We start from the raw sequence: 18,249 nt of genomic DNA, 5'->3' as shown, positions 1-18,249 counted from the left end.
CCGGCGGCCTGGCCCTATCAGGCCGTTGAAAAACTACTGCGCTCGGCTATGCGGCGTTGAAATCGGCCTCAAAATGCTCATTTACACCAGTAAACTGCGCTTTTTCGGCCGATTTCGCCTTGCCTAGCCTTCGCTCGCTACATTTTTCAACGGCCTGCTATTGAATAATCAGGTTATTGAACAGCAGGTCATCCACCAGCGGCTTGCCCTCTTCCTGGTTAAGCACATCTTGCACTTGCTTGAGGGCTTCCTGGCGCAGGGCTTCCTTGGCATCGGCCGCATTCATGCTTTCCTCGGTCTGCTGGGAGAACAGCATGACCAACTGGTTGCGAATCAGCGGTTCATGGTGCTTAACCGTGGCCTCGACATCCGCCCCCGTCACCCGCAGCGAAATGTCCGCCTTGAAGTACTTGAGCTTGGTTCCTGAACCGAAATTACCCACCAGTGCCGGAAACAGACTTATGTAGGCCACGGCGGGCGCCGCCCCTTCTTTCGCCTCCTCTTTACTTGCATTGGCCGACGCCGTCAGCGGCAGGGACAAGGCCAACAATAAAGCGATCCAGACTTTCACAGGGTGTGTTCCTCCACAGATAGAGCCCTAGCATAGCCACAGTCAGGCGGCGGCCCAAGCCCCCTGCTTATGCCCGAGTATTCAGCAGCCGCCATGCTGGTTGACCGGCTGCCGCTCGCACTTACACTGCAAGCCCACTCCCGCAGAGGAATAGCCCGATGAAAGCCGTGCTGTGCAAAGCCTTCGGCCCCGCCGAAACCCTGGTACTGGAAGAAGTCGCCAACCCCGCAGCCAAGGCCAACGAAGTGCTGCTCGAGGTGCACGCCGCCGGGGTCAACTTCCCCGACACCCTGATCATCGCGGGCAAGTACCAGTTCAAGCCGCCTTTGCCCTTCTCCCCCGGCGGCGAGGCGGCCGGGGTGGTGGCGGCGGTGGGCGAAAAAGTCGGCCACCTGAAAGTGGGCGACCGGGTGATGGCCCTGACGGGCTGGGGCAGCTTTGCCGAACAGGTGGCGGTGGCGAGCTATAACCTCATGCCGATCCCCGCGCACATGGACTTCGTCAGCGCTGCCGCCTTCGGCATGACCTATGGCACCTCGATGCACGCCCTCAAGCAGCGCGCGGGCCTCAAGCCGGGCGAGACCCTGCTGGTGCTGGGCGCCTCCGGCGGCGTCGGCCTGGCGGCGGTGGAAATCGGCAAGGCCATGGGCGCCCGGGTGATTGCCGCGGCGAGTAGCGCAGAGAAGTTGGCCGTGGCCAAGGCCGCCGGCGCCGACGAGCTGATCAACTACAGCGACTGCAGCCTCAAGGATGAAGTCAAACGCCTGACCGGCGGCCAGGGCGCCGACGTGATCTATGACCCGGTCGGCGGCGACCTGTTCGACGCGGCCATCCGCAGCATCGCCTGGAATGGCCGCCTGCTGGTGGTCGGCTTCGCCAGCGGGCGCATCCCCGAACTGCCGGTCAACCTGGCCCTGCTCAAGGGGGCGGCGGTGGTCGGGGTGTTCTGGGGTTCGTTCGCCCAGCGCCAGCCGCAGGACAACGCCGCCAACTTCCAGCAACTGTTCGCCTGGCACGCTGCCGGCAAACTCAAGCCGCTGGTCTCGCAAACCTTCCCGCTGGAGCAGGCCGCCGCGGCGATCGACAGCCTCGGCCAGCGCAAGGCGGTGGGCAAGGTGGTGGTGCAGGTACGCTGAGCCAAAGCTGGATGAGGCTCTTTCATCCGCCCCCTACAGCGCCCGCCGCTGGATCGGTGAAGTGCGATCCGGCCTACGCACGCGGCGCGTAGGCGAACACGTCGGCGCGCATCTGCCGGGCCTCCATGCCGGCTTCCACCAGGGCGTCCAGGGTCGCGTAGACCATGGTCGGCGAGCCACTGGCATACACATGCAACGGCTTGAGATCGGCGAAGTCCTCGCGCACCGCCTGGTGCAACAGGCCGCAACGGCCCTGCCAGCCACAAGGGTCGCTGACCACCCGATGCAGAAACAGGTTGGGTAACGACTGCCATTCGGCCCAGCAGGGCAGCTCATAGAAATCTTCCGGCCGCCGCGCGCCCCAGTACAGGTGCACGGGATGGCGGAAGCCGGCGGCGCGGCAGTGCTCGATCAGGCTGCGCATCTGCGCCATGCCGGTGCCGGCGGCGATCAGCACCAGCGGCCCGTCCGGCAGCTCGGCCAGATGGGTATCGCCGAACGGCATCTGCACCCGGGCGAAACCCTGCCCGCGCAGGTGCTCGATGACCGCGATACTGGACGGGTCACGCGCCAGAATATGCAGTTCCAGCTCGCGCCCGGACTGTGGCGCCGAGGCCAGGGAAAAGGCCGCGTACTCGCCCTCGGCGCGCTGCAACAGCAGGTACTGGCCGGCGTGATAGCGCGGCAGCTTGCCCGCCGGCGCGCGCAGGCGCACCCGGAACACCTCGCCACCGGCGTCGCGGCATTCGATCAGCTGGCAGTTCAACTCGCGCATCGGCAGCTCGCCAGGGGCCAGCACACCGTCCCAGAGCAGTACGCACTCCTCTTCGGGTTCGGCCAGGCAGGCGAACACCTCGCCATGCTCATAGCTTTGGCCGGCCTGACGCACCCGGCCGTTGACCAGCAGGGATGCGCAGATATGGCAGTTGCCGTTGCGGCAGCTCTGCGGGCAGTCGTAACCGAGCCGGCGCGCCGCATCGAGAATGCGCTCGCCACGCTCGACTTCGAGTACGGCGCCTGAGGGTTGCAAGGTCACTTTCATCGCGTTTTCAATCCGAAGCGCCAACCCACGGTCTTGGCCGGGGTGCGCACGCTGTGCAGTAAGCGCGACCGCAGTCGCGCAGGTATCCAGCCATGGCGCATCAGTCGATCCCCAACTGCGCCCAGAGATCGTCGACCCGCCGCTTGACCGCCTCATCCTGAACGATCGCCCGGCCCCACTCGCGACTGGTCTCGCCCGGCCACTTGTGGGTGGCGTCCAGGCCCATCTTACTGCCCAGGCCGGAGACCGGCGAGGCGAAGTCCAGGTAATCGATCGGCGTGTTGTCGATCAGCACGGTGTCGCGCTTGGGATCCATGCGCGTGGTGATGGCCCAGATCACGTCGTTCCAGTCGCGCGCATCGATGTCGTCGTCGGTGACTATGACGAACTTGGTGTACATGAACTGGCGCAAAAACGACCAGACGCCGAGCATTACCCGCTTGGCGTGGCCGGGGTACTGCTTCTTGATGGTCACCACCGCCATGCGGTAGGAACAGCCTTCCGGCGGCAGGTAGAAGTCGACGATCTCGGGGAACTGCTTCTGCAGGATCGGCACGAACACTTCATTCAAGGCCACGCCCAGGATTGCCGGCTCATCCGGCGGCCGCCCGGTGTAGGTGCTGTGGTAGATCGGCTTCTGCCGGCGGGTGATGCGCTCGACGGTGAACACCGGGAAGCGATCGACCTCGTTGTAGTAGCCGGTGTGGTCGCCGTAAGGCCCTTCGTCGGCCATCTCGCCGGGATGGATCACCCCCTCGAGGACGATCTCGGCGCTGGCCGGCACCTGCAGCTCGCTGCCGCGGCACTTCACCAACTCGGTACGGTGGCCGCGCAGCAGGCCGGCGAAGGCGTATTCGGACAGGCTGTCAGGCACCGGGGTGACCGCGCCGAGGATGGTCGCCGGATCGGCGCCCAGGGCCACGGCCACCGGGTAGGGCCGATCCGGAAACTTCTCGCACCAGTCGCGAAAATCCAGGGCGCCGCCGCGGTGGCTGAGCCAGCGCATGATCAGCTTGTTGCGGCCGATCACCTGCTGGCGATAGATACCGAGATTCTGCCGCTCCTTGTGCGGCCCCTTGGTCACGGTCAGGCCCCAGGTGATCAGCGGGCCGACATCGCCCGGCCAGCAGGTCTGCACCGGCAACTTGCCGAGGTCGACGTCGTCGCCCTCCTCGATCACCTCGTGGCAAGGCGCGTCTTTCAACACCTTGGGCGCCATGGCCAGCACCTTTCTGAAAATCGGCAGCTTCGACCAGGCGTCTTTCAGGCCTTTCGGCGGCTCCGGCTCTTTCAGGAACGCCAGCAGCTTACCGATCTCGCGCAGCTCGCTGACCGCCTCCGCCCCCATGCCCAGGGCCACCCGCTGGGGCGTGCCGAACAGGTTGCCGAGCACCGGCATAGCGAAGCCGGTGGGATTTTCGAACAGCAGCGCCGGGCCGCCCTTGCGCAGGGTGCGGTCGCAGATTTCGGTCATTTCCAGCACCGGGGAAACCGGCGTCTGAATGCGTTTGAGTTCGCCGCGCTGTTCCAGACCGCGAATAAAATCGCGCAGGTCGCGATATTGCATGCAGGAGCCTCGTATCAGGCGGGCCAGTCGGGGCGCAAAGTTTAGCGCCGAACCGGGTTATTCAGAAGGATTGCCGCCGCGCAGACGCACAAAAGCCGGGTTGCCCCGGCTTTTGTGCTTGCTGCTTTTACTTGCGACGCATCGACATGAAAAACTCTTCGTTGGTCTTGGTCGCTTTCAGCTTGTCGGTGAGGAACTCGATGGCGGCGATTTCATCCATCGGGTGCAGCAACTTGCGCAGAATCCACATGCGCTGCAGCTCGTCTTCGGCGGTCAGCAACTCTTCGCGGCGGGTGCCGGAACGGTTGATGTTGATCGCCGGGAACACGCGCTTCTCGGCGATCCGCCGATCCAACGGCAGTTCCATGTTGCCGGTGCCTTTGAATTCCTCGTAGATCACCTCGTCCATCTTCGAGCCGGTTTCCACCAGCGCGGTGGCGATGATGGTCAACGAACCGCCTTCCTCGATATTGCGCGCGGCACCGAAGAAACGCTTGGGCTTCTCCAGGGCATGGGCGTCGACACCACCGGTGAGCACCTTGCCGGAGCTCGGGATCACGGTGTTGTAGGCACGCGCCAGACGGGTGATGGAGTCGAGCAGGATAACCACGTCCTTCTTGTGCTCGACCAGACGCTTGGCCTTCTCGATCACCATCTCGGCGACCTGCACGTGGCGGGTCGGCGGCTCGTCGAAGGTCGAGGCGACCACTTCGCCGCGCACGGTGCGCTGCATCTCGGTCACTTCTTCCGGGCGCTCGTCGATCAGCAGGACGATCAGGTGGCACTCGGGATTGTTGCGCGCGATGTTAGCCGCGATGTTCTGCAACATGATGGTCTTGCCGGCCTTCGGCGGCGCCACGATCAGGCCGCGCTGGCCCTTGCCGATCGGCGCGCAGAGGTCGATCACCCGCCCGGTAATGTCTTCGGTGGAGCCGTTACCGGCTTCCATGAGCAGGCGCTTGGTGGGGAACAGCGGCGTCAGGTTCTCGAACAGAATCTTGTTCTTGGCGTTTTCCGGGCGATCGTAGTTGATCGTATCGACCTTGAGCAGGGCAAAATAACGCTCGCCTTCTTTCGGCGGACGAATCTTGCCGACTATGGTATCGCCGGTACGCAAGTTGAAGCGGCGAATCTGGCTCGGCGAGACGTAGATGTCGTCGGGGCCAGCGAGGTACGAGGCATCCGCGGAGCGGAGAAAGCCGAAACCGTCCTGGAGAATCTCCAGCACGCCATCACCGGAGATTTCCTCACCGCTTTTAGCGTGTTTTTTCAACAGCGAGAAAATCACGTCCTGCTTGCGCGAACGGGCCATGTTTTCCAGGCCCTGTTGTTCGGCGAGTTCCAGCAGTTCGGTGATCGGCTTTTGCTTGAGTTCGGTCAGATTCATAGGAATGACGTAATTCATGAAGGAGGGGAAATAAGCTATTCAGCTTGGGAGGCCGCGCCGCTAAAAGGCGATTGGATCGCCAGCGTGTATCGAAGGTATTCGCGTAGGAATGCGTCGGCGACGGCTTGCAGGGGGCTGCATAGGAAATGCAGCGAGGCCGAATGTAACACCGGCTTTATTGGCACGTCCAGCATTCAGGCAGAAAAAAGCCCCGCAATTTGCGGGGCTTCTGTCATTCGGGGCAACTTAGATATTGCTGTCGAGGAAGGCTGCCAGCTGCGACTTGGACAGCGCGCCGACCTTGGTGGCTTCGACATTGCCGTTCTTGAACAGCATCAGGGTCGGGATACCACGCACGCCGTATTTCGGCGGAGTGTTCTGGTTTTCGTCGATGTTCAGCTTGCAGACCTTGAGTTTGCCTTGGTAAGTCTGGGCGATCTCATCGAGCACCGGGGCAATCATCTTGCACGGGCCGCACCACTCAGCCCAGTAATCGACCAGCACCGGACCCTCGGCCTGTATGACGTCCTGGTCGAAGCTGGCATCGCTGACATTGGTGATGAATTCGCTCATGGAAAGTCTCCGTGTTCGGAAGCAAAAAGTGGTCGCCATGATAGCCCGCCTTTCCCGGCACAGGAAGGCGAACGCCATTGAGCTTATCTATAGGCCTTGGCGAAGCGCTGCGCAACTCACACCGCGCTTGGCCGGTGCCGGCTCCTGACGCGTCAAATTGGCGGATCGCCAGGCACTCGACAACGGCCTGCGACATCAGTATGCGTTGGCGTGCCAGGCCTATCGTGGCACGATGGCGGCGTTCCGCATCGAGAAAGCCTGATCATGCCGCATACCCCTGCAGAGTCATTTCCCTTGATCGCAGCCATCGACCTGGGTTCCAACAGCTTCCACATGGTGTTGGCCAAGGCCGATCACGGCGAACTGCGCATCCTCGAACGCTTGGGCGACAAGGTGCAGCTGGCCGCCGGTATCGACGAGCTGCGCCTGCTCAGCGAGGACGCCATGCAGCGCGGCCTCGACTGCCTGCGGCGGTTCGCCCAACTGACCGCCAGCCTGCCGGAGGGTGCGGTGCGTATCGTCGGCACCAATGCCCTGCGCGAGGCGCGTAACAGCGGCGAATTCATCCGCCGCGCCGAGGAAATCCTCGGCCACCCGGTCGAGGTCATTTCCGGCCGCGAAGAAGCGCGCCTGATCTACCTCGGCGTGTCCCACAGCATCGCCGACACCCCGGGCAAGCGCCTGGTGACCGATATCGGCGGCGGCAGTACCGAGTTCATCATTGGCCAGCGTTTCGAGCCGTTGCTGCGCGAGAGCCTGCAGATGGGCTGCGTGAGCTACACCCAGCGCTACTTCAAGGACGGCAAGATCACCCCGGCACGCTACGCCCAGGCCTACACCGCCGCCCGCCTGGAGATCATGGGTATCGAGCATGCATTACGCCGGCTCGGCTGGCAGGATGCGGTCGGCGCGGCCGGCACCATCAAAGCCATCGGCCTGGCGATCCAGGCCGCGGGGCTGGGCAGCGGCGAGATCAACCCGGACGGCCTGGCCTGGCTCAAGCGCAAAATATTCAAGATCGGGGACGTGGACAAGCTCGACCTCGACGGCATCAAAGCGGATCGCCGCGGGATATTCCCTGCCGGCCTGGCCATCCTCGAAGCGATTTTCGATGCCTGCGAGATCGAGCGCATGTCGCATTCCGAAGGCGCCCTGCGCGAAGGCGTGCTCTACGACCTGATCGGCCGCCATCACCACGAAGACGTGCGCCAGCGCACCCTGAGCGCGCTGATGGAGCGTTACCACGTCGACCTGGAGCAAGCCGCCCGGGTCGAGCACAAGGCCCTGGAAGCCCTCGATCAAGTGGCCGACAGCTGGGAGCTGGGCGACGAATGGCATCGCGAACTGCTGATCTGGGCGGCCCGCGTGCATGAGCTGGGCCTGGACATCGCCCACTACCAGTACCACAAGCACGGCGCCTACCTGATCGAACACTCCGACCTGGCCGGCTTCTCACGCATGGATCAGCAGATGCTCGCTCTGCTGGTGCGCGGTCACCGACGCAATATCCCCAAGGACAAGTTGGGCGAGTTCGGCGACGAAGGCATCAAGCTGGTTCGTCTGTGCGTGCTGCTGCGTTTCGCCATTCTGTTCCATCACATCCGCAGTACCCAGGAGATGCCCCGGGTTCAGCTAGAGGCCAGCGCGCAGAGCCTGGAAATAGTGTTTCCCGCGGGTTGGCTGAACGCCAACCCGCTGACCCAAGCGGATTTCACTCAGGAAGCGGGCTGGCTCAAACGCATCGACATCGAACTCAGCGTGCGCTGACCAGCGGCACCGTCAGCTTTTCCAGCAACCCGGCCTGGGCGCTGCGCGGGTTCTGGTTGCCGGTCGGGCTGCTGCGCAGGTAGCGGCCGTCCGCTTGCAGCACCCAGCTCTGGGTGTTGTCGCTCAGGTAGGCCTCCAGTTCTTTTTTCACCCGCATGACCAATTTCTTGCCTTCCACCGGGAAGCAGGTCTCGACCCGCTTGTCCAGATTGCGCTCCATCCAGTCGGCACTGGACAGGTAGACCTTCTCCTCGCCCTCGTTGAGGAAATAGAACACCCGCGTGTGTTCGAGGAAGCGGCCGATGATCGAGCGCACCTGAATATTGTGCGACACCCCGGCAATACCCGGACGCAGGCAGCACATGCCGCGCACCACCAGATCGATGCGCACCCCGGTCTGGCTGGCCTTGTACAACGCGCGGATGATCTTCGCGTCGGTCAACGAGTTGAACTTGGCGATGATGTGCGCCGGCTTACCCTCGCTGGCCAGGGCGGTTTCCTTGGCGATCATGTCGAGCAGGGTTTTCTTCAGGGTGAAGGGCGCATGCAGCAGTTTCTTCATGCGCAGGGTCTTGCCCATGCCGATCAACTGGCTGAACATCTTCGCCACATCCTCGCCGAGGGCCACATCGGCGGTGAGCAGGCTGTAGTCGGTGTACAGCTTGGCGTTGCCGGCATGGTAGTTGCCGGTGCCCAGGTGCGCGTAGCGGACGATCTCGCCGCTCTCGCGACGCAGAACCAACATCATCTTGGCGTGGGTCTTGAACCCGACCACCCCATAGATCACCACCGCACCGGCCGCCTGCAAGCGGCTGGCCAGGGCCAGGTTGGACTCCTCGTCGAAGCGCGCACGCAGCTCGATCACCGCGGTGACTTCCTTGCCGTTGCGCGCCGCCTCGACCAGCGCATCGACGATTTCCGAGTTGGCGCCGCTGCGGTACAGGGTCTGCTTGATCGCCAGCACGTGCGGATCTTTCGCCGCCTGACGGAGCAGATCGACCACCGGGGTGAAGGACTCGAACGGGTGCAGCAGCAGGATGTCCTGCTTGCTGATCACGCTGAAGATGTTGTCGCTGTTCTGCAGCAGCTTGGGGATCACCGGGGTGAACGGCGAATACTGCAGCTCCGGATGACTGGCCAGGCCGGTGATGCTGAACAGGCGGGTCAGGTTGACCGGGCCGCCGACCCGATACAACTCGCTCTCGCTCAGGCTGAACTGCTTGAGCAGGTAATCCAGCAGCGGCCGCGGGCAGGTGTCGACCACCTCCAGACGCACCGCATCGCCGTAACGCCGCGAAAACAGCTCGCCACGCAGGGCGCGGGCCAGATCCTCGACGTCTTCGGTGTCCACCGACAGGTCGGCGTTGCGGGTCAGACGGAACTGGTAGCAGCCCTTGACCTTCATGCCCTGGAACAGGTCGTCGGCATGGGCGTGGATCATCGAGGAGAGGAACACGTAGTTGTCGCCAGCGCCACCGACTTCCTCGGGCACCTTGATGATCCGCGGCAGCAGGCGCGGCGCCGGGATGATCGCCAGGCCCGAGTCGCGGCCGAAGGCGTCGATGCCCTCCAGCTCGACGATGAAGTTCAGGCTCTTGTTCACCAGCAAGGGAAACGGGTGGGTCGGATCCAGACCGATCGGCGTGATGATCGGCGCGATCTCGTCGCGGAAATAGCGGCGCACCCAGGCCTTCAACTTGGTGTTCCAGTGACGCCGGCGGATAAAGCGCACCCGGTGCTTCTCCAGCGCCGGCAACAGGGTGTCGTTGAGAATCGCGTACTGCCGGCTAACCTGTTCGTGCGCCAGCTCGGAGATCCGCGCCAGCGCCTGGTGCGGCTGCAAGCCATCGGCGGCGGCCTGTTCGCGGGCGAAGTTGATCTGCTTCTTCAGGCCGGCCACGCGAATCTCGAAGAACTCATCCAGATTGCTGGAGAAAATCAGCAGGAACTTCAGCCGCTCCAGCAACGGGTAGGACTCATCCAGCGCCTGCTCCAGCACGCGAATGTTGAATTGCAGTTGCGACAACTCACGGTGGATATACAGGCTGCTGTCGTCCAGGCTCGGCACCACCATGGGCGGCGCTGGCGTGGGCGTTTCGATCGGCAGCAGGATTTCCGCTGGCAGTTCGGCGACGGCCGCTTCGGCAGTCTGCAATTCGCTCTGGGGGAGTCCTTCGGTAGTCATTGGATCGTCCTGGCGGGACTAGTGCCCCTGCTGTAACAGTTCTGCCGCACGCACGGCGAAATAGGTAAGGATGCCATCGGCACCGGCACGCTTGAAAGCGGTCAGCGACTCGAGAATCACCGCCTCGCTCAACCAGCCATTCTGGATCGCGGCCATGTGCATGGCGTACTCGCCACTGACTTGATAGACAAAGGTTGGCACGCGGAATTCCTCTTTGACCCGCCAGAGGATGTCCAGGTAGGGCATGCCCGGCTTGACCATCACCATGTCGGCGCCTTCGGCCAGATCGGCGGCCACTTCATGCAGCGCCTCGTCGCCGTTGGCCGGATCCATCTGGTAGCTGGCCTTGTTGGCCTTGCCGAGGTTGGCCGCCGAGCCCACGGCATCGCGGAACGGGCCGTAGTAGGCGCTGGCGTACTTGGCCGAGTAGGCCATGATGCGCACATTGGGGAAATCGGCCAGCTCCAGGGTCTCGCGGATGGCCTGCACCCGACCGTCCATCATGTCCGAGGGCGCCACCACCTGGGCGCCGGCCTCGGTATGGGACAGCGCCTGTTTGACCAGGGCGTCGACGGTGACGTCGTTTTGCACGTAGCCGTCTTCGTCGAGAATGCCGTCCTGACCGTGGGTAGTGAAAGGATCCAGGGCCACGTCGCTGATGATGCCCAGCTCCGGGAATTTCTCGCGCAAGGCGCGAATCGCGCGCTGGGCGATGCCTTGCGGGTTCCAGGCTTCCTCGGCGAGCAGGGATTTCTTTTCCAGCGGCGTCACCGGAAACAGTGCCAATGCCGGAATACCCAGGGCCACCCAGTGCTCGGCTTCCTTGAGCAGCAGGTCGATGGACAGACGCTCGACCCCCGGCATCGAGGCGATCGCCTCGCGGCGGTTGTCGCCGTCGAGGACGAACACCGGCAGAATCAGGTCGTCGACACTCAAGCGATTTTCGCGCACCAGGCGCCGGGAAAAGTCATCGCGCCGATTGCGCCGCAGGCGGGTGGCGGGAAACAGGCGATTGGCAGGGGTAAAGCTCACGGCAGACTCCAGAGCCCGCACGAACGGGCGAGCGTGACAGTTATAAGCCATCATTATGACCAAATGATGACGGTCGCAGGCGAAACTGCGCCAATGCGTCGCGCCGGCCTGCCGCGTCATTGTGCCCAGCATGCCCAGCGTCGTCGAGCGACGCGCGGTTTTCCCGAGCGGCGCAGGGGAGTAGGCTGAGCGCCTGATCACTTGGCCGCCCCCATGTTCGAAACTCTTCTGCAGCAATTTGGCTATCCCGCGGTGCTGCTCGGCACCTTTCTCGAAGGCGAAATGTCGCTGCTGCTGGCGGCTTACCTGGCTCTGCGCGGCTACCTGAGCATCGAACTGGTGGTGTTGTTCGCCTTCTGCGGCACCTACGCCAGCGATCTGCTGTGGTATTTCCTCGGCCGTCGCCATGGCCGCCGCATCCTCGCCCGCCGCCCGCACTGGCAGGGTCTGGGCGACAAGGCATTGCTGCTTCTGCGCCGGCATCCGGATTTGTGGGTATTGGGCTTTCGCTTCATCTACGGCATGCGCACGGTGATGCCGCTGGCCATCGGCCTGTCCGGCTATTCATGGCGACGCTACCTGCTGTTGGACGCCATCGGCGTAGCCTGCTGGGCCACCGGCCTGGGCCTGGCGGCCTATCAGTTGGGCGCGGCACTGGAAACCATTCTCGGCGACTTCCGTCGTTACCAGCTGTACGTCTTCGGCGCGCTGCTGCTGATCGGCCTGGGTTTCTGGCTGCGCCAGCGCCTGCGTCGCTCGGCGCATTGAGCCGCCCCGCCAGAACCCGATCCGCGCGCGATCCAGCCGGCAAAACCATGGCGGGCAGAAGGTAATTCATGCCGAGCCATATCGCGGCCTAAGCCCAAGGGCTAGGATTACCGGGAAGCCCCTCGCCCTGCCCCGGCGGCGCTCGCAGCGAATAGCGCGCCATTGAATGACGAAGAGCAGCAGGCTAAACAGTGGCTTTGCGCAGCAGAACCGCGTCAACGGCCTCTAGGCAGCAGATTCAACTCGTCGAGGATCGGCCGCCGACTCGTAAAAATTTGCCCAGCCGCCCTGGCTCGGCCCAGTGACCAGGAGTTCTTAATGAACAAAAAAGTAGCGGTGATTCTTTCCGGCTGCGGCGTTTACGACGGCGCCGAGATCCATGAAAGCGTTATTACCCTGCTGCGCCTCGACCAGCGCGGCGCCAAGGTGCACTGCTTTGCGCCCGACGTGCCGCAACTGCACGTGGTCGATCATTACAGCGGCGATGAAATGGACGAGACGCGCAACGTCCTGGTGGAGGCCGCCCGCATCGCCCGCGGCAAGATCAAGGACGTCCGCGAACTGCACGTAGACGATTTCGACGCCCTGATCCTGCCTGGGGGCTTTGGCGTGGCCAAGAATCTCTCCGACTTCGCCATCAGCGGCGCCAACTGCACGGTGCAGGCCGACGTCCTCAACGCCACCCAGGCCTTCGTCAAGGCCGGCAAACCGGTCGGCCTGATCTGCATCGCCCCGGTTCTGGCGGCCAAAATCTTCGGCCGCGGGGTGGTGTGCACCATCGGCAACGACCATGAAACCGCCGCCGCACTGGCCCAGATGGGCACCATTCACCACGAGTGCGAGGTCAGCGAAATTATCGAAGATCACCCGCACAAGCTGGTCAGCACGCCAGCCTACATGCTCGCCCAGTCGATCAGCGAAGCGGCCTCGGGCATCAACAAGCTGGTCGACCGGGTGCTCGAACTGACCCAGATCTAGGCCGAACCGGCCAATGCGCGCGGCACACCCGCCGCGCCTCTGGCCAAGCACGGCCAGCTGCTGCAGCGTGGGTCACATCTCGCAAAGGCAGGCACCATGACCACTCCACCTCTCGAACTCAGCCAAGAGCTGCATCAGGCCGTGAGCGGCTTTTTCCAACGCATCCCGTTCAACCAGATGCTGGGCATCCAGCTCGGCGATCTGAGTCCGCAGCGAGTGACCATGCAGCTGCCGATGCAGGATCAGCTAATTGGCAACTTCGTCCACGGCATCCTGCATGGCGGGGTAATCGCCTCGTTGCTGGATGTCGCCGGGGGTGCCATGGCGCTGATCGGCGCTTTCGACAAGCACCGGCACCTGTCCAGCCAGGAGCGCCTGACGCGACTGTCCAAGCTGGGCACCATCGACCTGCGCATCGACTACCTGCGCCCCGGTCGCGGCCAGCACTTCACCGTCAACGCCGTGCTGCTGCGCTCCGGCAACAAGGTCGCGGTGGTGCGCAGCGAACTGCACAGCGATGACGGCACCCTGGTCGCGGTAGGTACCGGCACCTACCTGTGCGGTTAGCCGGCGCCTGGTATCAGCCTCGCATCAGGCGGGTCAGAATACGATCCAGCGCGTTGGCAAACGCCTGCCGCTCGCGTTCGCCGTAAGGCCCCTGGCCACCACCGACCTGGCCCTGCTCGCGCAGATCGGTAAACAAATTGCGCACCGCCAGGCGCTCGCCCATGTTGCCCTCATCGAATTCCTTGCCGCGCGGATCGAGAGCGGCAACGCCCTTCTTCACCAGCCGATCGGCCAGCGGCACGTCGCTACAGATGACCAACTCGCCAGGCACGGCATGCTCCACCAGGTAATCATCCGCCGCATCCGGGCCACTCGGCACCACGATCAGGCGCACGCAAGCGTAGGCCGGCTTGGTTTGCGCCTGACCGGCCACCAGCACCACCTCGAAGCGGCGCTTGAGGGCGAACTTGACCAACTGATCGCGCGCGGCACGCGGGCAGGCATCGGCATCGATCCAGACACGCATAATCGTTGTTTCCTCCGTCTGCGGGAGACTGTCGGACGCTGGCGTGTGTAGCAAGAACGCCAGGGATTAAATGGATTGTTTCTCTGTCAACCGAGGCTAAGGACGCCCCGCAAACTGTCTTCTCTAGCACCCGTCACCACTGCTGCGTGACCGCAATATCAAAACAATCATAAATAGCCATCATATGATGGCTATTTATGAATATAATCGCGCCTCCACCATATATACCCAAAAAGTATTTTGGCCCTCGTGTCCATGAGGGCTTGGCAGGGATAGCCAGCAGCCATGCATGCCAAGCGGATTTCCTCGACCCGGCGCTAGAGCCGGAGGTTTTCCTCAAACGATGGATGAGTCCCCATGACATCTCGTGGCTTGCTCGCGCTTCTGGTGTGCGCCTCCCTGCAGTTGAGCGGCTGCGCCGCCTTTCGCAGTTACGACAACGAACTGACCCAGACCGGCCTGCAATTGCAGGGCGGTAACGTCGATGCGGCCCTGGCACTGCTCGAAAAGAACAACACCGGCGAAAACAAAGACCTCCTCTATTTCCTCGAGAAGGGCGAGCTGCTGCGCGCCAAAGGCGACCTCCAGGCTAGCCAGGACGCCTGGCGCAGTGCCGACCAGGCCGTGCTCGTCTGGGAAGACGCCGTGCGCGGCGATCCGGCCAAATACCTGGGCGAGTTTGGCAGCTTCCTGGTCAACGACCGTGTACGCCGCTATGAAGGCTACGACTACGAGAAGGTCATGCTGACCACCCAGATGGCGCTCAACCAGTTGGCCCTGGGCGATTTCGAAGCCGCCAGAACGGAAATCAAAAAGACCCATGAGCGCGAAGCGCTGATCGCCGAGTTACGCGACAAGGAATACCTCAAACGCGAGGAAGAAGCCGAGAAACAGGGCATCACCGCCCAATTCAAGGATCTTCAGGGCTATCCGGTCGAGGCGCTCAACGCCCCCGAAGTGGTCAATCTGAAAAACAGCTATCAGAGCGCGTTCAGCCATTACCTTTCGGGTTTCGTTTATGAAGCGCTCGGCGAGAAAGGCCTTGCGGCGCCCGGGTACCGCAAGGCTGCCGAGCTGCTCCCCAACACCCCGCTGCTTGAGCAAGCGCTGCTCGACCTGGACAGCAAGGCACCGCTGGACATAGGCCAGAGCGAAGTACTAGTGGTGGTACAGAGCGGCCTCGCCCCCTCTCGCGCCTCGATCCGCATTCCGTTGCCGATTCCGACCAGCAACGGCCTGATCATCACCCCGCTGTCTTTCCCGGTGATCAAAGCGGACACCTCGACACCACGCATCGCCGGTCTGAGCCTGGACGAGCAGACGCTGAGCCTGACTCAGCTGAACAGCATCGAGGCCATGTCCCGTCGTGCCCTGCGCGACGACATGCCCGGCATCATCCTGCGCACCAGCGTTCGCGCGGCCACCCGCAGCGTGGCGCAAAAGCAGCTGAACGATATCAACCCGCTGGCCGGCTTGGCCGTCGGTATTGCCTCGGCCATTACCGAGGGCGCCGACGAACGCACCTGGCGCACCTTACCGGACAACACGCAGATCGCTCGCCTGCGCCTGGCCAAGGGCGAACACCGGCTGCGCCTGCCGACCGCGGCCGGCAGCACGCTGGTAACCATCAAGGTCGAGCGGGACTATCAGGTGATTCCATTGCGGGTCACCGGCAGTCAAGTCTTCACCAGCGGCAATGCTGCCCACACCATCACCCCCGCCGCAGGGCAGCCCCTGGCCCTGGCCAACGACATTTAAAGGAGAAGCAGCATGCCTCGCACTATTCTCGCCCTACTCGGCCTGGCCTTGCTCGCCGGTTGTGCCACCCCTCCGCCTGCGGCACCGGGCAGCGCCGCCAGCAAGGTGGTATCGCTGGGAAGCATGGAACACATCGAAGTCGATGCCATGCGCGTCGCCCGCGAGAACGGCTTCCTCACCGTCAAGGTCGCGCTGCGCAATACCAGCCACAAGAACAAATCGATGTATTACCGCTTTGCCTGGCTGGGTAGCGATGGTTTCCCGGTCGCCGACGAGGAAAGCTGGAAGAGCCTGACCCTTTACGGCACCCAGACCAGTTACCTGCCCGCCATCGCGCCGGTACCGCATGCCAGCGACTTCCGCCTGGAAGTGCAGACTCCGGAAAACTCCGTCAACCTGTTCCGTTAAGAGAGCCTCACGATGCTGTTTACCCGCCTTTCCCTCATCGCCACCTTGTGCCTGCTGATCGCGGGCTGCGCGTCCACCTCCTCGCCGGTACTCGGCGGCGGCAATATCAGCTACGGCGACAGCAAGGCCGTCGAGTTGGTGACCAACGAGTTCGGCTCCACCGACCTGCAGATGATCGCCGAGTCGATGACCCGTTCGCTGGCTCAATCGGGCATTCTTCAGGGCCGTCCGGTGGTACAGGTGTACGACGTGAAGAACAAGACCAGCGAGTACATCGACACCCGCGAGATCACCACCTCGATCAAGACCCAGCTGATGAAAAGCGGTACCGCCCGCTTCGCCAGCGACAACGTTGACATGCAGAGCCAGGTCGACCAGCTCAAGCTGCAGAACCAGAGCGGCCTGTACAAGAACTCCACGGTGAGCAAGACCGGCAACATGATCGCGGCGCAATACCGCCTGGAAGGCTCGATCAGCTCCATCGTCAAACGCAGCAGCAGCTACAAGGACGTGTTCTACAAGTTCAGCCTGCAATTGGTCGACGTGGAGAGCGGTCTGGCCGAATGGATGGACGAAAAAGAAATCCGCAAGACCACGGAGCGTTGATATGCGAGTCTTGATTGGATTGTTCGCCCTGGGTCTGGCCTGCATCGCCCAGGCAGCGCCAAAAGTCGCGGTGAGCGACCTGGCCTACGAAGAGCGTGTGCGTGAATACATTCACCTGACCAGCGCCCAGAGCCAGGCCCAGGTCAACGGTTTCGCCGGCAGCGCCTCGTCCAGCTATACCGAAGTGGAAGGAACCTACAGCTACATCGAGCGCGGAGAACTGCGCAAGTTCACCGGCGACATCAAGGGCGAAATCCTCAAGTCGCGGATGTTCCAGCTGATCCAGGGCAAGCCCTATACCGCCAAGGAGAACGAAGGCCTCTACGACGTGATTGCACGGATTCGCCAAGGCCACTTCCAGGGCGCCGACTACGTGCTGTTCGGCACCCTGTCGGACATCGACTTCCGCCAGGACATCAACGACATCGCCAATACCGACAGCTACTCCAAGGTACTTGGCCTGACGCTGGTGGCGGACTTCAGCCTGATTGACACCAGAACCCATGAGATCACCTCGGCCTTCACCGCCATCGGCGAAGGACAGGATGTCAAGCTGGTCAACGGCCAAGACGGACGCATCACGCCCAATCGCGGCCGGGTGATTCGTGATGTCTCCAAAGCTATCGGCGAGGATGTGGCCCGGCAACTGCAGGAACAGCTGCTGGGAACCGCCAGCAACGGTAGCGGTAGCTACCCGGCACGCAACCAACTACCGCCGGACGAACCCGCTCAGATCCTGCAATAAGCAGAAGGCGGCCGAAAGGCCGCCTTCTTTCATTGCGCAGAACGCCCAATCAGGCCGGCGCGCGGCGCACCGTCGCCAGCAGCGCCGCCGCCGCGACAAACAGCATGCCGAAGCTGCGGTTCATGATGCGCTGCTGACGCGGCGAACGCAGGGCGCGCAGCACCCGCACCGCCAGCCCGGTGTAACCGGCCATGACCACCAGATCGACGCAGATCATGGTCACCCCCATCAGCAGGTACTGCGCCAGCAATGGCGCCTGCGGATCGAGGAACTGCGGCAGCACCGCCAGCATGAAGACGATGGCCTTGGGGTTGCTGAAATTCACCAGAAAGCCGCGCAACACCAACGTCAGCGGCCGCCCCAGTGGCCGCTCGGCTTGTGCCGTCATATCGCTGGGCAAGGCCCGCCATTGGCGATAGCCGAGGTACACCAGATAGACCACGCCGAACCACTTGATCAGGCTGAACGCCACTTCCGACGCGGCCAGAATCGCCCCGACGCCGGCGGCGACGATGGCGATCTGCAGCGCCAGGCCCAACTGCAGGCCCAGCGCGTTCCAGTAACCGCGCCAGAAACCGTATTGCACCCCGGCGGACATCGAGGCAATGGCCCCGGCCCCCGGCGACAGGCTGATCAGCCAGCAGGCGACAAAGAACGCAAGCCAGGTTTCGAGCGCCATGACGGATACCTCAA

At 63.1% G+C, this 18,249-nt stretch carries 18 protein-coding genes; 9 read left to right on the top strand and 9 right to left on the bottom strand.

Annotated elements, in window-relative coordinates; translation table 11 throughout:
- Positions 1 to 157: 157 nt before the first annotated feature.
- Positions 158 to 571 carry a flagellar basal body-associated protein FliL gene (locus tag P8H27_RS07240; protein WP_289636374.1) on the bottom strand — a complete coding sequence of 138 codons (414 nt, stop codon included), beginning with the start codon at positions 569 to 571 and terminating at the stop codon, positions 158 to 160.
- Between the two features lie 158 nt (positions 572 to 729).
- Between P8H27_RS07240 and P8H27_RS07235 the strand changes: the two genes are divergently transcribed.
- Positions 730 to 1,707, top strand: coding sequence for an NADPH:quinone oxidoreductase family protein (locus P8H27_RS07235; RefSeq protein WP_289636373.1), 978 nt, complete (start codon positions 730 to 732; stop codon positions 1,705 to 1,707).
- 73 nt (positions 1,708 to 1,780) lie between these two features.
- On the opposite strand, the gene P8H27_RS07230 is transcribed toward P8H27_RS07235, so the two are convergent.
- The 4 genes from P8H27_RS07230 to trxA form a co-directional block, all read right to left on the bottom strand.
- Complete coding sequence (locus tag P8H27_RS07230) at positions 1,781 to 2,749, bottom strand: CDP-6-deoxy-delta-3,4-glucoseen reductase (protein WP_289636371.1); 969 nt, start codon at positions 2,747 to 2,749, stop codon at positions 1,781 to 1,783.
- Positions 2,750 to 2,849: 100 nt separating this feature from the next.
- Complete coding sequence (ubiD, locus tag P8H27_RS07225; protein ID WP_289636369.1) at positions 2,850 to 4,316, bottom strand: 4-hydroxy-3-polyprenylbenzoate decarboxylase; 1,467 nt, start codon at positions 4,314 to 4,316, stop codon at positions 2,850 to 2,852.
- Between the two features lie 127 nt (positions 4,317 to 4,443).
- Entirely contained in the window at positions 4,444 to 5,703 is a 1,260-nt protein-coding gene (gene rho / locus P8H27_RS07220; protein WP_289636368.1) for a transcription termination factor Rho, read from the bottom strand.
- A gap of 246 nt (positions 5,704 to 5,949) precedes the next feature.
- On the bottom strand, positions 5,950 to 6,276 hold the full coding sequence (gene trxA / locus P8H27_RS07215) for a thioredoxin TrxA (RefSeq protein WP_289636366.1): 327 nt from the start codon (positions 6,274 to 6,276) through the stop codon (positions 5,950 to 5,952).
- A gap of 264 nt (positions 6,277 to 6,540) precedes the next feature.
- On the opposite strand from trxA, the gene ppx reads away from it, so the two are divergent.
- A complete protein-coding gene (gene ppx / locus P8H27_RS07210; protein ID WP_289636364.1) occupies positions 6,541 to 8,043 on the top strand; it encodes an exopolyphosphatase in 1,503 nt (500 codons plus the stop codon).
- Here ppx and ppk1 read toward each other — a convergent pair.
- Together ppk1 and hemB are read right to left on the bottom strand one after the other, a co-directional pair.
- A complete protein-coding gene (gene ppk1, locus P8H27_RS07205) occupies positions 8,030 to 10,228 on the bottom strand; it encodes a polyphosphate kinase 1 (protein WP_289636362.1) in 2,199 nt (732 codons plus the stop codon). The two genes, ppx and ppk1, sit on opposite strands and share 14 nt — an antisense overlap.
- An 18-nt stretch (positions 10,229 to 10,246) precedes the next feature.
- A complete protein-coding gene (gene hemB, locus P8H27_RS07200) occupies positions 10,247 to 11,260 on the bottom strand; it encodes a porphobilinogen synthase (protein WP_289636360.1) in 1,014 nt (337 codons plus the stop codon).
- Between the two features lie 213 nt (positions 11,261 to 11,473).
- On the opposite strand from hemB, the gene P8H27_RS07195 reads away from it, so the two are divergent.
- The 3 genes from P8H27_RS07195 (at position 11,474) to P8H27_RS07185 (ending at position 13,573) form a co-directional block, all read left to right on the top strand.
- Entirely contained in the window at positions 11,474 to 12,028 is a 555-nt protein-coding gene (locus P8H27_RS07195; protein ID WP_289636359.1) for a DedA family protein, read from the top strand.
- A 318-nt stretch (positions 12,029 to 12,346) separates the two neighbouring features.
- The gene (gene elbB, locus P8H27_RS07190) at positions 12,347 to 13,006 is read left to right on the top strand and encodes an isoprenoid biosynthesis glyoxalase ElbB (protein WP_289636358.1); all 660 of its coding nucleotides are present in this window, start codon (positions 12,347 to 12,349) and stop codon (positions 13,004 to 13,006) included.
- Between the two features lie 96 nt (positions 13,007 to 13,102).
- A complete protein-coding gene (locus tag P8H27_RS07185) occupies positions 13,103 to 13,573 on the top strand; it encodes a thioesterase family protein (protein ID WP_289636356.1) in 471 nt (156 codons plus the stop codon).
- Between the two features lie 13 nt (positions 13,574 to 13,586).
- On the opposite strand, the gene P8H27_RS07180 is transcribed toward P8H27_RS07185, so the two are convergent.
- Positions 13,587 to 14,039 (bottom strand): YaiI/YqxD family protein, encoded by a 453-nt coding sequence (locus P8H27_RS07180; RefSeq protein WP_289636354.1) that lies wholly within the window; start codon positions 14,037 to 14,039, stop codon positions 13,587 to 13,589.
- Between the two features lie 357 nt (positions 14,040 to 14,396).
- Between P8H27_RS07180 and P8H27_RS07175 the strand changes: the two genes are divergently transcribed.
- From P8H27_RS07175 to P8H27_RS07160, 4 genes are read left to right on the top strand one after another with little or no spacing between them, the layout of a single operon-like run.
- Entirely contained in the window at positions 14,397 to 15,797 is a 1,401-nt protein-coding gene (locus tag P8H27_RS07175; protein ID WP_289636353.1) for a COG3014 family protein, read from the top strand.
- Between the two features lie 12 nt (positions 15,798 to 15,809).
- Complete coding sequence (locus P8H27_RS07170; RefSeq protein ID WP_289636352.1) at positions 15,810 to 16,205, top strand: YcfL family protein; 396 nt, start codon at positions 15,810 to 15,812, stop codon at positions 16,203 to 16,205.
- 15 nt (positions 16,206 to 16,220) lie between these two features.
- On the top strand, positions 16,221 to 16,811 hold the full coding sequence (gene lpoB / locus P8H27_RS07165; RefSeq protein WP_289636525.1) for a penicillin-binding protein activator LpoB: 591 nt from the start codon (positions 16,221 to 16,223) through the stop codon (positions 16,809 to 16,811).
- Between the two features lies 1 nt (position 16,812).
- Entirely contained in the window at positions 16,813 to 17,556 is a 744-nt protein-coding gene (locus P8H27_RS07160) for a penicillin-binding protein activator LpoB (RefSeq protein ID WP_289636351.1), read from the top strand.
- Between the two features lie 49 nt (positions 17,557 to 17,605).
- On the opposite strand, the gene rhtB is transcribed toward P8H27_RS07160, so the two are convergent.
- Entirely contained in the window at positions 17,606 to 18,235 is a 630-nt protein-coding gene (rhtB, locus tag P8H27_RS07155; protein ID WP_289636350.1) for a homoserine/homoserine lactone efflux protein, read from the bottom strand.
- Positions 18,236 to 18,249: the final 14 nt, after the last annotated feature.

The sequence above is a fragment of the Pseudomonas sp. sp1636 genome, assembly GCF_030376615.1.
In the GTDB taxonomy this organism is placed as follows: Bacteria; Pseudomonadota; Gammaproteobacteria; order Pseudomonadales; family Pseudomonadaceae; genus Aquipseudomonas.
The sequence above is the reverse complement of the archived record's forward strand: the minus strand, read 5'-3'. Positions and strand labels throughout refer to the sequence as shown.

Bases quoted from the DNA above. Each gene is read 5' to 3' on its own strand.
- P8H27_RS07235 (WP_289636373.1), top strand. From the start codon at position 730: ATGAAAGCCGTGCTGTGCAAAGCCTTCGGCCCCGCCGAAACCCTGGTA.
- P8H27_RS07230 (WP_289636371.1), bottom strand. From the start codon at position 2,749: ATGAAAGTGACCTTGCAACCCTCAGGCGCCGTACTCGAAGTCGAGCGT.
- ubiD (WP_289636369.1), bottom strand. From the start codon at position 4,316: ATGCAATATCGCGACCTGCGCGATTTTATTCGCGGTCTGGAACAGCGC.
- rho (WP_289636368.1), bottom strand. From the start codon at position 5,703: ATGAATCTGACCGAACTCAAGCAAAAGCCGATCACCGAACTGCTGGAA.
- trxA (WP_289636366.1), bottom strand. From the start codon at position 6,276: ATGAGCGAATTCATCACCAATGTCAGCGATGCCAGCTTCGACCAGGAC.
- ppx (WP_289636364.1), top strand. From the start codon at position 6,541: ATGCCGCATACCCCTGCAGAGTCATTTCCCTTGATCGCAGCCATCGAC.
- ppk1 (WP_289636362.1), bottom strand. From the start codon at position 10,228: ATGACTACCGAAGGACTCCCCCAGAGCGAATTGCAGACTGCCGAAGCG.
- P8H27_RS07195 (WP_289636359.1), top strand. From the start codon at position 11,474: ATGTTCGAAACTCTTCTGCAGCAATTTGGCTATCCCGCGGTGCTGCTC.
- elbB (WP_289636358.1), top strand. From the start codon at position 12,347: ATGAACAAAAAAGTAGCGGTGATTCTTTCCGGCTGCGGCGTTTACGAC.
- P8H27_RS07185 (WP_289636356.1), top strand. From the start codon at position 13,103: ATGACCACTCCACCTCTCGAACTCAGCCAAGAGCTGCATCAGGCCGTG.
- P8H27_RS07180 (WP_289636354.1), bottom strand. From the start codon at position 14,039: ATGCGTGTCTGGATCGATGCCGATGCCTGCCCGCGTGCCGCGCGCGAT.
- P8H27_RS07175 (WP_289636353.1), top strand. From the start codon at position 14,397: ATGACATCTCGTGGCTTGCTCGCGCTTCTGGTGTGCGCCTCCCTGCAG.
- P8H27_RS07170 (WP_289636352.1), top strand. From the start codon at position 15,810: ATGCCTCGCACTATTCTCGCCCTACTCGGCCTGGCCTTGCTCGCCGGT.
- P8H27_RS07160 (WP_289636351.1), top strand. From the start codon at position 16,813: ATGCGAGTCTTGATTGGATTGTTCGCCCTGGGTCTGGCCTGCATCGCC.
- rhtB (WP_289636350.1), bottom strand. From the start codon at position 18,235: ATGGCGCTCGAAACCTGGCTTGCGTTCTTTGTCGCCTGCTGGCTGATC.